Here is a 13,918-nt window from a genome sequence, read left to right as displayed (position 1 = left end):
TTTTTCTCATGTCTCTGTACTATTATAAGTGTAGGAAACGAATTTGTTAAGTGGAAATTTAGCTATATTCGTTAAAAGTGAATAGTTGTGGCGTTTTTAAGTTCAAAAAGTTGATTTAAAAAGAAATAAGGAATGAATTCGCCCGAACTTCTTAATGCTTCTAACTCTTCATTGGCGACAAAACGGACATCTGCTACTTCTTCTGTTTGTAATGTTAAATCGCTTAGTTCAACGTCTTTCGTAATAAACCAATAATCATCAAATCCTGCCTCAAAATGGTAACTGAATTTGGCACGGGTGTTACTTAAATCAATTGTCATGCCTAGTTCTTCTTTCACTTCTCGTTCAGCAGCTTGTCGACTTGTTTCGCCTTTTAGTGCAGATCCGGCCGCAGAAAGATCCCAATAATTCGGCCAACCTTCTTTATCTTTTTGACGCTTTTGGATTAAAAGTTGCCCTTTTTCGTTAAAAATACATACGTGAACAACCAAATGAAGCTCTCCGGGTGCTAGTTTTTCACCGCGGATATGTGTTTTCCTTGTTAGTTCACGATTCTCATTTAGTAAATCCCATTCCTCCACTAAAATCGGCTCCTTCTAATCACTGACTTACCTTCATTATACAAAAAAAGTCTAAGGCTCGCGAACCTTAGACTACAGTAGTTTTTCTCCAAAAATTTCTCCCGGAGCAAGTCCGCCTTGGCAAGCAAACATCGCGCTTCCAATTGGGACAGTATATTCGTTTAATTTATCCATTTTCCCCATGATACTTAGCATTGGCAGAAATTGTTTGGACGGATTTTGGGTGAAGCAGATGAATAGCAATCCAGCATCAATCGTTCCCGTGCTTTTATCAATACCGTTTGTGTACGAATACGCGCGACGGTGCATTTGTTGCTTCGTGTCTTTGGCTAGGCGTACGTGTGAATCAGCTGGCAGTTTGCTTGGGTCGACTTTATCGTGTTCATGTTTTTTATGATACGGTGCACCAGATGCTTTTTTCCGACCAAAAGTGTCTTCTTGATCAAGTAGGGATGAACGATCCCAGATTTCGATGAGCATTTGGATTTTGCGGTAGCCAAGATAGCTGCCGTTTCGCATCCATTCTGGTTCATCATTTTCTGCCCAAACGACGTCTTTGTAGCCTTTGTTTGAGTCATGGTCAACGTTTGCTGTTCCATCTTTAAAGCCAAATAGATTGCGTGGCGTCTCGTTTTTTGGCGCACTCAGGAAACCTTCTTCAATCCAGCGAACTACAGCAACACCGCTCGCTAAACGAATAAAATTACGAATTCCGTGGAAAGCGACTTGCTGATCATCAGCGCACACTTGGATACAAAGATCACCATCAGAATAAGCTTCATCCAAACTATCATGCGCCATATGTGGAATTTTTTCTAGATACTTCGGCTTTTTCGCCCTTACACCAAATCGATCTTTGCCATCTTTTTCAAAAAAAGTCGGACCATAACCTAGTGTCACTGTGAAGTTAGAAATTCCTAACCCATCAGCTTCCCCGGTATCGTTCGGCGGTAACATGTCATTATCCACATCGCGCAGAACCCCGCCACTTGCCGTTAAATCCGCAAATTTTGTCCATTTTCCAAATAAATCTTTCAAAATTTGACGTGAATCGGTTTGAATATCAAAACTGGCGATGTAACAATAGGTTTGTTGCGCAGTAATAATTCCCGCTTGATTTGTCGCATAAAACGGTACACCTGTTTCCGCTTTTTCTTTCGGAGTGAGCGCCTTATCCACATGATCCACCACATTTAAAATCGTGCCAAGACCAGTTGCCCCAACGGCAATACCGGTCCCAGCTACAGCAGAAAGTTTTAGCATTTCACGCCGAGTCATTCCTTTGTTTTCCTTGACTTCTGTCTTTTCCGTTTGATTATCGCTCTTCTTATCTGTCATCGTTTTCCTTTCTATGCTTAGAAAATTTTACCTGTTTGTGCCATTAATTCGGAAAGATGGCTCAATTGGTCACTGATTTCACGAATTTGGTCTTTCGTAAGCGTTGTATAGAGTACGAATGAATCACCATTTTTGTAGTTCGCTAATGTGTCTTCCATTTTGTTGAAAGCTGCATCAATTTGGTCAGCTAAGTCTTTATCTTGAGCATTTAAAGCTGGAATAATCGCTTGGTAGACTACTTTTGAACCTTCCACATTCGCATTTAAATCGTCTAAATCCGTGTGAGAGTACGCTTCTTCTTCCCCAGTAATCTTCGTTGTTGCGGCTTCATTCAGTAATTCCATCGCACCTGCGACCATTGGTTTTGGCTCTAATTTCAAGTTTTTCACTTCCGCTTGAAGCGCCTTTGCATCTGTTAAAAGTTTATCTGCGTAAACGTCCATGCCATCAAGTGATTTCTTTTCCCAAAGCGCGCGTTCAATAACGTGGAAACCAGTCCAGTCTGCTTCATTTTCCACATCGTTAATACGTGCATCGATTTTTGGATCTAGGTCGCCAAAGCTTTCTGCAATTGGTTCAATGCGTTCATAATTCAAGCGTGGCGAAACATAGGTAGCTTTTGCTTTTTCAATATCACCAGATTTCACAGCATTCGTGAAGATTTCAGTTTGTGCAACGAATTCATCTACTTGATCTGTTACGTATTTATAATAATTATCTACCGCTTTATCAAGCACTTCGGAAGTTTTTGCTTTTGTTTCTTTGGCTTTTGCAAGTGTATCTAGCGATGCGTCAAGTCCAGTCGCATTGTCATTTAATTTATCAAAATTCGGGCTATCATTTTTTGATTCATAGAAAATTGGTGTTTCATATTTTTCGACATCTGTATATTGTAATGGATACAAGTCACGGACGTTGTTTTCAAATTCTAACCAATGTTTATGTAGTTCAGCTGCACTAGATTGAAGCGCGCTCTTGTCTTTGTCCGCAATGGCTTTTTTCACGTCATCCAAGTTTGATTTCATTTCTTTTACTTCTTTTTTGACCGCATTTGCTTGTTTACTTTCTTTTGTTGTTTCCTTTTTTGTTTCTGCCTTATCTTCTGTACCTGTTCCACCGCAACCAACAACCAATACTGCTGTTAAAATAGTCAACATAACAATAATCCATTTTTTCATGATTTTCCCCCTTGTGCGAATTCCTTTTTAGAATCCGCTCTTTTTTTAATTTTTTGTTTTATTAAAATAATTAATCCAAAAATAACGAGTAATACTTGTGGTAAAAAGCTATACCAAGATGGGTAAATACTTAGCGCTGGAATAGATGGCAAGTAATCTTCTACTGATGTTGGAATGACTCCAGCAAGTTGCAAACTGTGAATTCCTGACCCCATAAATTTAAAGCATAAGTAAAACACAATCGCGCTAGAAATCATAAAGAATGGCTTCACAGGAATATGTACGCTATATCGCAACATCACAAAAGCAATAATAAGCAACACACCAAGTCCCGCCAAAATTCCCATTAACAGCTCAAAATTCGACATCCGCCCAACCATGCCAATTAGAAAAACAACCGTTTCTAAACCTTCCCGCAAAATCGCTAAAAATGCTAAAAATGCAAAGGAAATCATTTTTCCATTGGAGAGTGCTTGATTACTTTTTCCTTCCATGTAGTTATTCCAACGAGTAATATCTGAATTTCGATGTAACCAGTAGCTGACATAGAGCATCATAATACTCGCAATCAGCCCAGCCCAACCATTAATTAAATTATTATTATCTCCAAAGGCAAGCGCTGATAGCCAAAACGCCACGACCATGCCAAGCGCCAAACTAACCACCAAACCAGCTGCAGTCCCGCCGATAATCCATCTTTTCGCCGCGCGTGTCTTCGTTCTTTTTGTATAAGTAAGAAGTGTCGCGATAATCAAAAGTGCTTCAAGTCCTTCTCGAAATGGAATTAGCGCAGCATCGAACCAAGTGTAAGTCACATCTGCAAAAGGTTTTAACTCCTCCGTCATCCCATCTAGAACATCTGCTGTTTTGGCTTGTTTAGTAGGATCATTAATATACGCATCAAGCAACATTAAATCGCGCTCGGTATTATCGTAAGCTGCTTGCGATTGACTGACCACATCACCTTCCACCGCAAGCCACTCTGTTTTTAAGTCTTGAATTTGGGTTGATGCTTTTGCCCATTCTTTCTCATCTATCAGCTTCTTTGTCGCAGTCAGTTTTGCAATATAGCTTGATAGAGTAATGTTTGTATTGCCTTCGTTATCCGTATATGTACCCTCTTGATAGGTCTTGAGCAAATTATGAAGTGAAGTGATCCCATCCATCGCTTGCTGTTTATCATTATTTAAAATCCCAAGCGATATTTCCGCAATTTGCCGATCAATTTGTCCTGCCAAGTCATATGATTTTTCTTTAACAACTTGTTTATTTTCTGACCACCATAATTTATCTTCTTGAAAAGCTTCCTTCGCTTTAGGATAATCAAGGGCTTCCACTGCCGTTTCAGTTTGCTCTAATGCTTTGACGGGTTTATCAATATTCGGTTTTTCTGCAGCAAAGGTTTCACTAAAATTGATAGTCAAAACCACTGCTAAAACGCTTAATAGCAACATAAATCGGCCTAGAAGCTTTTGCCCCATACACAACCCACCCCTCTTTCTAATTGAAAATGATTATCATTATCATATTCTCCATGTTCAAAAAAGTCAATAAATTTTTTCATGTTTTCATCCAAATAAAAAAACTCCGATAATGGAATCGAAGTTTTTTATAACGATAATTTTAAAAAGTGATTTTGCAAGGAACCAAGCTCATTTAGTAGCATTTCGCGTAATGAATCTGGCTGAATGGCTATTATTTTATCGCCATAACCTAGTAAATAATTAATAATAAATCGTTCTTCTCCTTTATTATAATAGCCACGAATAAAATTTTTCCCTTGCTCTTGTCGAAGCTTCATTGATGGATAATTTTCTTTAAAAAATAAATCAACACCATTTGAAGCAATTTCCACTTCAAAATTAGTTGCATCTTCTTTCTTATAAAAATTTTCGGCTGCTCTTTTAAAATCCACTAATTTTTTGGCTTCAAAAGCATCACTTTCTTTTAGCCCAAGAATTCTATCACAACGAAATACCTGCATCCGTTTCGTTTCGAAGTTATAACTCGTCACATACCATTGCCCGTACGCCGAAGATATATTATAAAATTGAACAATATACGTTTTTTCAGTCCCATTTTTATCATAATTAATCTGACACACTTTCTCTTCCATCGTAAATTGCAAAATAATATCTAGAAATTCACATTGATTATTATGCTTTATATAGCCGAGACTAAATACTTCTTCTGTTTTTCGAAGCATTTCGATTTTTTCAGCTGAAAGACAATGTTCAAATTTCGTTTTTAATTTTTCCACACTTAAATGAAAAGGTGTCGTTTCATAAGCCTTTAACGTAAGCATCGAAAAATAAAGCGCAAATACCTCATCGATATTAAAGACAATCGGTGAAAGTAGCCTGTTACGAAGCACCTGATAATGACCATTTCGTCCCCGTTCCGAATATATCGGCATACCTATTTCTTCCAAAGACTTTATATCTCGAATGGCAGTACTACGAGAAACGCCATATTTTGCCATTATCTCGCTTAATTGAAACGTATTTTTATCATTTAAAAACAACATCATATCATTTAGTCGTTCTGATTTATTCATCGCCATCTCTTTTCTTTTTTCAATATTAAAAGGTGTCACTATTTGATACCTTTTAATATTATACTATAACTAGAAACCAAACCAAAGGAGCTAGAATAATGAAAAACTTATTTTTAACCTCGTCTTTTAAAGATGTTGTGCCATTATTTACTGAATTTGAAAGCAATCTCCAAGGAAAAACCGTTACTTTTATCCCGACCGCTAGCACAGTCGAAGAAGTAGTTTTTTATGTAGAAGCTGGTAAGAAAGCACTGGAGAAGTTGGGGTTATTCGTCGTAGAACTCGATGTTGCTACAGAAAGTTTAGACCACATTGCTGCGACACTCAGAAAAAATGATTTTATTTATGTTACTGGAGGCAATACCTTCTTTTTGTTACAGGAATTAAAGCGAACTGGGGCAGATAAACTAATTTTAGAAGAAATTGCTGCTGGAAAATTATACATCGGTGAATCAGCCGGAGCAGTTATCACCTCACCTAATATTGCATACATTCAATCGATGGACAGCCCCAAAAAAGCCGAACAATTAACAAACTACGATGCCTTAAACTTAGTCGATTTCTACACACTCCCGCACTACAACAATATTCCGTTTAAAAAAATAACGCAAAAAGTAGTTGCTGACTATACTAAAAGTTTAAAAATGCATCCGATTAGCAATCATGAAGCTATTCTCGTTCGCGATGAAGAAGTAATCACTAAACTTGCTAATGGAAAAACAGATTGACATCCAGTAGGTTTCGATTTAGAATTAGTTGATAATGATTATCATTTTCAACTAATGAATGGAGGAAATCGAAATGATCGGACCAGGAAGTATCGCTTTAATTGTCGGAGCTGCCCTTGTGATTTTCGGACCAAAAAAACTGCCAGAGCTTGGTAGAGCTGCTGGAGACACTCTTCGCGAATTCAAAAATGCGACAAAAGGCATGATGGATGATTCAAAAGAAGAAACTAAAAAAGAAGATTCACGCCCGTGACTGAAGTTTCCATGAGCCTCACTGGACACCTGAAAGAATTGCGAACCAGATTATTAATCATACTTCTATCCTTTTTTCTCGCTTTCTTTGTGGGGCTTTTCGTTTCCAAGCCGTTAATTTTATTTCTCCAAAAAGATGACTTACCAAAAGAAGTGATTTTGCACGTTTTTAAAGTGACGGATGCTTTTCAAATCTATATCGAAATGGCGTTTATTATCGGGCTTATTTTAGTATTTCCGGTTATTTTATATCAATTATGGGCCTTCGTAAAACCCGGCTTACATGCATCCGAACAACGAATTACCCTGCGCTATATTCCGATTACTTTTTTACTTTTTTTATGCGGTGTCGTTTTTTCTTATGTAATTACTTTTCCATTTATTTTAAAATTTATGTTCCAATTCGCGGCTGAACTTGGCGTTGAAACGACGATTGGCCTCGCAACTTATTTTCAATTTTTACTACAAATTGTGCTTTCATTCGGTGTATTATTTGAACTTCCGATGGTGATTATGCTGTTAACGAGGTTGTCACTGATAACACCAAACGGAATGCGGCGCGCACGGAAATATGCTTACTTCTGCTTATTGATTATCGCTGCATTCATCGCTCCACCAGAAATCTTATCGCATTTGATGATTACCATTCCGCTCATAGGGCTGTATGAGATTAGCATTGTTGTGTCTGGCTTTACTGTGCGGCGAATGGATAAGGAAATGAACATGAAAAAAATGCTTTGAAATCGGATGTGGATTTCAAGGCATTTTTCAATTAATACAAACAAGTAATTTGATGGGTTTTGAACTGTTCCTCTACATCTGAGTCCAGTTTGAAGTCCGTAATTAAATAGTCAATATCATGACATGCTAAGCTTTGGTGCATAAACTTGTGTCCTACTTTTTCTTCAGTAACAAGTAAAACGAGCGAACTTGACTGGCGCCTGAAAGCTTGTTTGATGAGCGCTTCACCTTCATGTGTTTCGGTTGCACCTTTGTCATAGTCGATCCCGCGGCATGAAACAAAAGCAATATCCGCATTATAAGTTAGGGCATCATTGTATGCTTTTGCGCCGTTCACCGTGTATCGCTTCGTTAAAATCGAGCCTCCTAAAATACTAACTCTTGCATTTGTAAATTCTGATAGCATGGAAGCCGTCATGACCCCGTTTGTAATAATTTGCAGTCCATCAAATTTACTTAAAACGTCGATTAAATGCAGGGAGGTTGAGCTTGAGTCTAAGAAAATCACCATATCATCGCGAATCAGTGATTTTGCAATATCGGCAATTCTTATTTTACTCGTTTCATTACTCCGCTCGTTCATTTTCATTAAATAAGGCAAATCGATTTTTTTATTATCGATAATCATTGCGCCGCCTCTTGTTCGTCTCACAAGTCCTTCTTTTTCCAATTCTACTAAATCCCGTTTAACAGTGGCTTCGCTGTAGTTGACAAGCTCCACTAAATCAATAATCCGCATAAATTGTTCCACTTTTAGCCGGTTAACGATTTTTAGTTGCCGTTCTTTTGCTGTGCTTAACATGTTCCTCCACTCCTTAAAGGGCAAAAGCACTATAACTAGCGCTTCTACCCTTCTTATTAGTATTTATCTGCTTGACCAGTAGTATTTAAAATGTGTAATTTATGTCTTACAACTTCTTTTACTTTTTCATTAGCTGATGGATACACTTGATTTGGTTCATACATCGCAGGATTATCCACTAAAACGCGGCGAACCTCTTCAAAAAACACGCTTTTCAGATCTGAACTAAGGTTTACTTTCCTAACGCCGTATTGTACTGATTCACTGACTTCTTTATCTGGATTTCCTGAACCACCATGAAGTACAAACGGAATATCCAAGCGTTTATTTAATTCTTTTAAAAGAGGCATATTCAGTTCTGGTTTTTTATCTTTTGGGTATAAACCATGCGCCGTTCCAATAGCTACGGCCAACGTATCAATGCCAGTTCTCTGTACAAAATCTTCTGCTTGGTCAGGGTCAGTATATATGATTGTATCCGCCCCGCCTTCTGCTGAACCATTGTTCCCGATTGTTCCAAGTTCCGCTTCAACAGAAACACCGACTTTATGCGCAAGTTCAACCACTTGTTTTGTCAAAGCGACATTCTCTTCATAACTGGCTCTTGAAGCGTCAATCATGACGGAAGTATAGCCATTTCTAATAGCCCGCATCACATCTTTAATTGTTCCACCGTGATCCATATGAATAACGACCGGCACCTTACTTCTATGTGCGTATTCTCTTACTGTTGCAACAAAGTTATCACCAAGATATTCTATTTCATCCGGATGAATTTCTAAAATTACAGGAGCATTATTTGCCTCCACTTCCTCCATTATCGCCTTTAACATATCAAAACTACAGATATTAAATGCTGGTACCGCAAATTGATGTTCTTTTCCTACTGCTAAAAGATCTTTCATTGTATATAACATTATATCATCTCCTCTTTATTTTTTCGCTTGTTTACCGGGGTTTTTAATAGTCCGACAGAAATTGCTGTCACGACTGTACCTGCTGCAATTGCTAGTAAGTAGATAAATAGATGGTTAATAACGTTTGGAATGAACATTACCCAAATTCCACCGTGAGGCGCCATCGAAGTAACACCTGCTCCCATCGAAATTGCAGCCGCTGTTGCAGAACCTAACATCAAACTCGGGATAACCCGAAGCGGATCAGCAACTGCGAAAGGAATTGCTCCTTCAGTAATATAGGATGCACCTAACACCCAACAAGAATTCCCCGCTGTTTTTTCTTCTTTTGTAAATTTGTTTTTAAATAATAATGTTGCGAGTGCTAATCCAAGTGGCGGAACCATTCCAGCAGCCATACAAGCCGCAATCGGCGCCGTTACACCTGCTGACATTAACCCGATTGAAAAGGTTGAAATAGATTTATTGATTGGCCCTCCCATATCTGCTGCCATCATCACACCAATGAGTAGGCCAAACACAACGCCGGATGTCTCACCAAGTCCATTTAACCAACTCGTGAGCGCATTTAAAACCCAAGCGATTGGTGTATCAATAATAAATACCATCGCCAAACCAACAATCGTAATCCCTAAAAGCGGTACAACAATCAACTGATAAATCGAAGCAAGTGATTTAGTGACATTGACTTTATTAGCAAAGAAATGCGCCACGTAACCAGCCAAAATACCACCAATCATACCGCCTAGAAATCCTGATCCACCAACAGTCGCCAGTGTCCCTGCGACAAGTCCGGGCGCAAATCCTGCTCGACCAGCAACAGAAACCGCTATCCCCGCTGCAAGTGCTGGAACCATTAAACCAAACGCAGTATCCCCACCAATTTTAGAAAATGCAGCTGCAAGTGCGTTATACGAATCAGAGTCAGGGTTTGAGGCATCAATCCCAAAAGCAAAACTAATGGCAATTAAAATCCCGCCAGCTATAACAAATGGCAACATATAGTTAACACCATTCATAAAGTGATTGTATAAACTTGCTTTTGAAGGTTGTTCAGAGCTTACATCCGAACTTTTCGCCTCTAAATTGATTAACCCTTTACCTGAAATAGTTTCTTCAATAACCACATCAGCCTCTTTAATCGCTCTGGAAGTGGATACTTTTTTAATTTTCTTTCCAGCGAATCTTGATGTATCTATTTCTTTATCCACTGCCAAAATGACATAATCAGCAGTCGCGATGTCTTCTTTTGTTAAAACATTTTCTACTTTTGCTCCTTGAGTCTCGATTTTCACTTCGTAACCAAGCGCTTCTGCCGTTATAGTTAATTTCTCGGCAGACATATACGTATGAGCAATACCAGTGGGACAAGCAGTAACACCAACTATTTTCATGTGAAACGCCTCCTTAGTTCGATAAAATTGTTATAATTTCAGTTTTGTTTTTGGAATTTTTTAATTTTTCGCAAAATTCCTCGTTCATTAACTTCCTTGACAGCTCACTTAATATTTGCAAATGAACATCTGTGGCTTTTTTCGGAACGCCAATAAGAAAACTACATTCAATCGGTGAATCATCTAATCCAAAATAATCAGTTATAATGCCAGAATGAACAAAAACAATCAATGGTTCTTTTACATATTTACTTTTTGCATGAGGGATGCCAAAACCATCTTCAATTCCAGTGGAAGTTTCTTCTTCTCGTTTGTATAAGTCACGTATAAATTTTTTTGGATTTGTTATAGACCCTTCTTCACCTAGTACTTCAGCTGCTTTTTCAAATAATAATTGTTTTGTTTGAATACGATCATCAAAAATAATTCGGTCTTTATTAATTAAATTCGATATATTCATAATCCACATCCTCTCTCAACAAAGTAAGCGCTTCACTTGTTTGATTACACTATATCATGCTGAACGACTTCATTCAATATTATGGGTGTATTATGCAAAAAGTTCATTTTTACGGTTGTTTTGACGGTTTATTTGAACGAAATCAATCATTTTTATCTAAAAAAATTGTCCGCTAGATTGCTCCCGCAGACAATTTTTCATTATTTACAAGCTTCGACGCCTTTTTCCAAAATCTCCATTTGTAGCAAGGTTTCTTCGTCCGTTACTTGTTTAGGTTTTCCATTAATAATCGCTTCGTATAAATCGTCATACACGCGACCATAATCGCCAACTTCGGAAATAACTTTTTCCTCGTGCCAAACTCCTGCTTCATCGACATACGTTAGCGTGCCGTAGTGTTCTGGTAAGTCAATCCCAAAGTCCGGATTACTTGGCATATAAAAGAGTTTTAAATGTTCTTCTTGGCGGTCTTTTGTTTCTTTTGTAAACATGCCTTTTTTGCCGTATAGGACAAAGCTTGGACGGGCTTTTATGCGGAAGTAGCTTGATTTTACAGAAACTTTTGTTACGCCATAATATAAATCAAGGTCGAAATAATCGTTCATTCGTCCTTCGCCGAGCAGTTGGCGCACATCGTAGTGAATGTCGTCTGGTTTTCCGAAATAAGATAAAACTTGATCAATCGTGTGGCAGCCGTGACCATAAAGATAGCTATCGTAGAATTTAAATTCATGGACGGATTCTGGGATTTCTGGACGGAAATAGTCATAATGCATTTCCACTTCCAATAAATCGCCTAATTTTCCGCTTTCAATCACTTTTTGTGCTGTGAGGAAATCAGAATCGAAACGACGATTTTGGTAGCATTGTACTAGTAAACCGCGTTCTTTAGCTAGTTCGAATATTTCTTTAGCTTCGTCGTAAGTCATCATAAATGGTTTTTCGACAAGTACATTTTTACCATTTTCCAAGACCATTTTTGCATATTCAAAATGAGAGCTTTGTGTAGTTGAAATGGTAATTAGCTTTATTTCAGGGTCTTTTAATAGCTCATCTAAATCTGTTGTATAATGCACCCCTTCGATTTTGTCCCATGTGGCTGTTTTGGGATTTCGATTATAAATTGTCTTCACTTCAATATTATCGCGCTCTAAAATAAACGGTAAATGGTATCTATTCGTGCTTTTCCCATTTCCGATAAAACCCATTTTCAACATATTATTTCCTCCTTATTAAAGCTTTAAAATTAGTATTAGCTCCTATCCATAGTACTACACTATCGCTTTACTTAGCCAATAAAAAAACTTGCTAAAACGTCTATTTTAAGCGTCTTAGCAAGTTTTTATTTTTAAGTAATCACATAACTATTGGTTAAGAAATTTTTACTTCGCTTTTACAAATTCTGCTGATTTATCGCCAGCTTGACGTCCAAAAATAATGATTTCAGCGACAGAGTTCCCACCGATACGGTTTTCCCCGTGTAAGCCACCAGTTACTTCGCCAGCAGCAAATAGGCCTGTGATTGGTTTACCGTCTTTATCTAAAACTTCTGTATTTGTATTGATTTTTACGCCACCCATTGTGTAATGAATTCCTGGGCCGATTTTGATTGCGTAGTATGGAGCTCTGGATAAATCATTATCCATTGCAGTTGTTCTACCAAATGCTTCGTCTTTTTTGTTTTTAACGCTTGTATTCCAAGTGTCTAATGTTTTCGTTAGTTCTTCTTTTGGAACATTGATTTTGCTAGCTAATTCATCAATTGTTTTACCTTCTTCAACAAAGCCCATTTCTTCGTATTGCGCGATAGCTTTTACGCGATCTTTTACGCCTGAATCGAATATTAGGTATGCGGATTTTTCTGGTAATTTATTGATGGAAGCAGTTACGTTATCACGTGTATCTAGTTCGTTTCCAAAACGTTTACCTTCTTGAGAAACTAAAATCGCACCTTCACCGCGGACAGCTTCACCGATAAGGTAAGACTTATCTTGTTGAACTGTTGGGTGAACTTGGATTTGGTCCATATCTACTGTTGTCCCGCCAAGTTTTTCAATCATTTTAATACCGTCGCCAGTACTTCCTTCTTGGTTCGTTGTTACGTATCCTTTTAAGTCTGGACGTTCTTTTTCAATCATATCTTTATTAGCACCGTAACCACCAGTTGTTACAACTACTGCGTTCGAGCTAATTGTTTTTTCGTCTTTATTGTTTAATTTTACTTTAACACCAGTTACTTTTCCGTCTTTTTGTGTAATTTCTTTTACATCTGCATTAACGAAGACTGGAATTTTTTGTTCTTGTACATTTTTTAGTAAACCGTCTACTAAGTATTTACCAACTGCTGAGCCATCTTCAGGACGGTGGGTACGTTTTTCGCTCATTCCGCCTGTGATAGTTAAGTTGTTTAATTTAATATCCATAGAGTCTAACCAATCAATTGCACTAGCGGAGTTATCTACGAAGAAACGAAGCATTGCTTTATCGTTAGTTCCGTGACCGCCTTTTAATGTTTCTTCATAAAACTTGTCGTTGCTATCATTAATTCCTTGTTCTTTTTGGAATTTAGTTTCAGATGCATTCATACCAGAAGAGGCCTTCATTGTGTTTCCGCCTGCAAGTGGCATTTTTTCAAGAATTACTGGATTCATCCCTTTAGATTTTGCTTCTAGTGCTGCTGACATTCCCGCGCCACCTGCACCAACGATAACAATATCGTATTTATCTTTTAATTCAGATGGGTCTGTATAACTTGTTTTCGACGCCCCTGATGTTACTTCTGTTTTTTCTTTTTCTTTCGTTTTCGCCGAGTCACTTTTACTTGTGTTGTTACTGCCACAACCTGCGATGATTAATGCAAGCGATAGTAGCATGATGAGAGTTGTAGCTAACCTTTTTTTCATTTTTTGTACCTCCACTTTTTTTAAAAATTTTCCTTCTGCCAAACAGTTTGTGATTATATTAACATAT

At 37.9% G+C, this 13,918-nt stretch carries 14 protein-coding genes; 3 read left to right on the top strand and 11 right to left on the bottom strand.

Going from position 1 to position 13,918, the window contains the following annotated elements; all coding sequences use genetic code 11:
* Nucleotides 1–71: 71 nt before the first annotated feature.
* The 5 genes from PQQ29_RS02300 to PQQ29_RS02280 all read right to left on the bottom strand — a co-directional run bounded on the left by PQQ29_RS02300 (nucleotide 72) and on the right by PQQ29_RS02280 (nucleotide 5,654).
* Nucleotides 72–581: an NUDIX hydrolase gene (locus tag PQQ29_RS02300; RefSeq protein WP_187983976.1), complete on the bottom strand. Its 510-nt coding sequence runs from the start codon at nucleotides 579–581 to the stop codon at nucleotides 72–74.
* 72 nt (nucleotides 582–653) lie between these two features.
* Nucleotides 654–1,919 carry an iron uptake transporter deferrochelatase/peroxidase subunit gene (efeB, locus tag PQQ29_RS02295; RefSeq protein ID WP_010990374.1) on the bottom strand — a complete coding sequence of 422 codons (1,266 nt, stop codon included), beginning with the start codon at nucleotides 1,917–1,919 and terminating at the stop codon, nucleotides 654–656.
* A 17-nt stretch (nucleotides 1,920–1,936) separates the two neighbouring features.
* The gene (gene efeO, locus PQQ29_RS02290) at nucleotides 1,937–3,097 is read right to left on the bottom strand and encodes an iron uptake system protein EfeO (RefSeq protein WP_010990373.1); all 1,161 of its coding nucleotides are present in this window, start codon (nucleotides 3,095–3,097) and stop codon (nucleotides 1,937–1,939) included.
* The gene (locus tag PQQ29_RS02285; protein WP_153648417.1) at nucleotides 3,094–4,578 is read right to left on the bottom strand and encodes an FTR1 family iron permease; all 1,485 of its coding nucleotides are present in this window, start codon (nucleotides 4,576–4,578) and stop codon (nucleotides 3,094–3,096) included. The genes efeO and PQQ29_RS02285 overlap by 4 nt, the downstream gene beginning before the upstream one ends.
* A 128-nt stretch (nucleotides 4,579–4,706) precedes the next feature.
* Nucleotides 4,707–5,654: a helix-turn-helix transcriptional regulator gene (locus tag PQQ29_RS02280; protein ID WP_153648810.1), complete on the bottom strand. Its 948-nt coding sequence runs from the start codon at nucleotides 5,652–5,654 to the stop codon at nucleotides 4,707–4,709.
* Between the two features lie 98 nt (nucleotides 5,655–5,752).
* Between PQQ29_RS02280 and PQQ29_RS02275 the strand changes: the two genes are divergently transcribed.
* The 3 genes from PQQ29_RS02275 (at nucleotide 5,753) to tatC (ending at nucleotide 7,375) form a co-directional block, all read left to right on the top strand.
* Complete coding sequence (locus PQQ29_RS02275; RefSeq protein WP_187983975.1) at nucleotides 5,753–6,382, top strand: peptidase E; 630 nt, start codon at nucleotides 5,753–5,755, stop codon at nucleotides 6,380–6,382.
* 73 nt (nucleotides 6,383–6,455) lie between these two features.
* Nucleotides 6,456–6,635 (top strand): Sec-independent protein translocase subunit TatA, encoded by a 180-nt coding sequence (gene tatA / locus PQQ29_RS02270; protein ID WP_003760298.1) that lies wholly within the window; start codon nucleotides 6,456–6,458, stop codon nucleotides 6,633–6,635.
* A complete protein-coding gene (gene tatC, locus PQQ29_RS02265) occupies nucleotides 6,632–7,375 on the top strand; it encodes a twin-arginine translocase subunit TatC (RefSeq protein ID WP_010990369.1) in 744 nt (247 codons plus the stop codon). Before tatA ends, tatC begins: the two co-directional genes overlap by 4 nt.
* 31 nt (nucleotides 7,376–7,406) lie before the next feature.
* On the opposite strand, the gene PQQ29_RS02260 is transcribed toward tatC, so the two are convergent.
* The 6 genes from PQQ29_RS02260 to PQQ29_RS02235 form a co-directional block, all read right to left on the bottom strand.
* Nucleotides 7,407–8,177 carry a DeoR/GlpR family DNA-binding transcription regulator gene (locus PQQ29_RS02260; protein ID WP_010990368.1) on the bottom strand — a complete coding sequence of 257 codons (771 nt, stop codon included), beginning with the start codon at nucleotides 8,175–8,177 and terminating at the stop codon, nucleotides 7,407–7,409.
* A gap of 56 nt (nucleotides 8,178–8,233) precedes the next feature.
* Nucleotides 8,234–9,094 carry a ketose-bisphosphate aldolase gene (locus tag PQQ29_RS02255; protein ID WP_010990367.1) on the bottom strand — a complete coding sequence of 287 codons (861 nt, stop codon included), beginning with the start codon at nucleotides 9,092–9,094 and terminating at the stop codon, nucleotides 8,234–8,236.
* Entirely contained in the window at nucleotides 9,094–10,488 is a 1,395-nt protein-coding gene (locus PQQ29_RS02250) for a PTS fructose transporter subunit IIC (RefSeq protein WP_010990366.1), read from the bottom strand. The genes PQQ29_RS02255 and PQQ29_RS02250 overlap by 1 nt, the downstream gene beginning before the upstream one ends.
* A 13-nt stretch (nucleotides 10,489–10,501) precedes the next feature.
* On the bottom strand, nucleotides 10,502–10,948 hold the full coding sequence (locus PQQ29_RS02245) for a PTS sugar transporter subunit IIA (protein WP_187983974.1): 447 nt from the start codon (nucleotides 10,946–10,948) through the stop codon (nucleotides 10,502–10,504).
* A 200-nt stretch (nucleotides 10,949–11,148) separates the two neighbouring features.
* Entirely contained in the window at nucleotides 11,149–12,165 is a 1,017-nt protein-coding gene (locus PQQ29_RS02240; protein WP_010990364.1) for an oxidoreductase, read from the bottom strand.
* 165 nt (nucleotides 12,166–12,330) lie between these two features.
* Complete coding sequence (locus tag PQQ29_RS02235; protein ID WP_187983973.1) at nucleotides 12,331–13,851, bottom strand: flavocytochrome c; 1,521 nt, start codon at nucleotides 13,849–13,851, stop codon at nucleotides 12,331–12,333.
* Between the last annotated feature and the right edge of the window lie 67 nt (nucleotides 13,852–13,918).

Origin of the sequence: Listeria innocua (assembly GCF_028596125.1) — a bacterium.
Classification (GTDB): Bacteria; Bacillota; Bacilli; order Lactobacillales; family Listeriaceae; genus Listeria; species Listeria innocua.
This window is presented reverse-complemented; position numbering and strand designations above follow the sequence as displayed.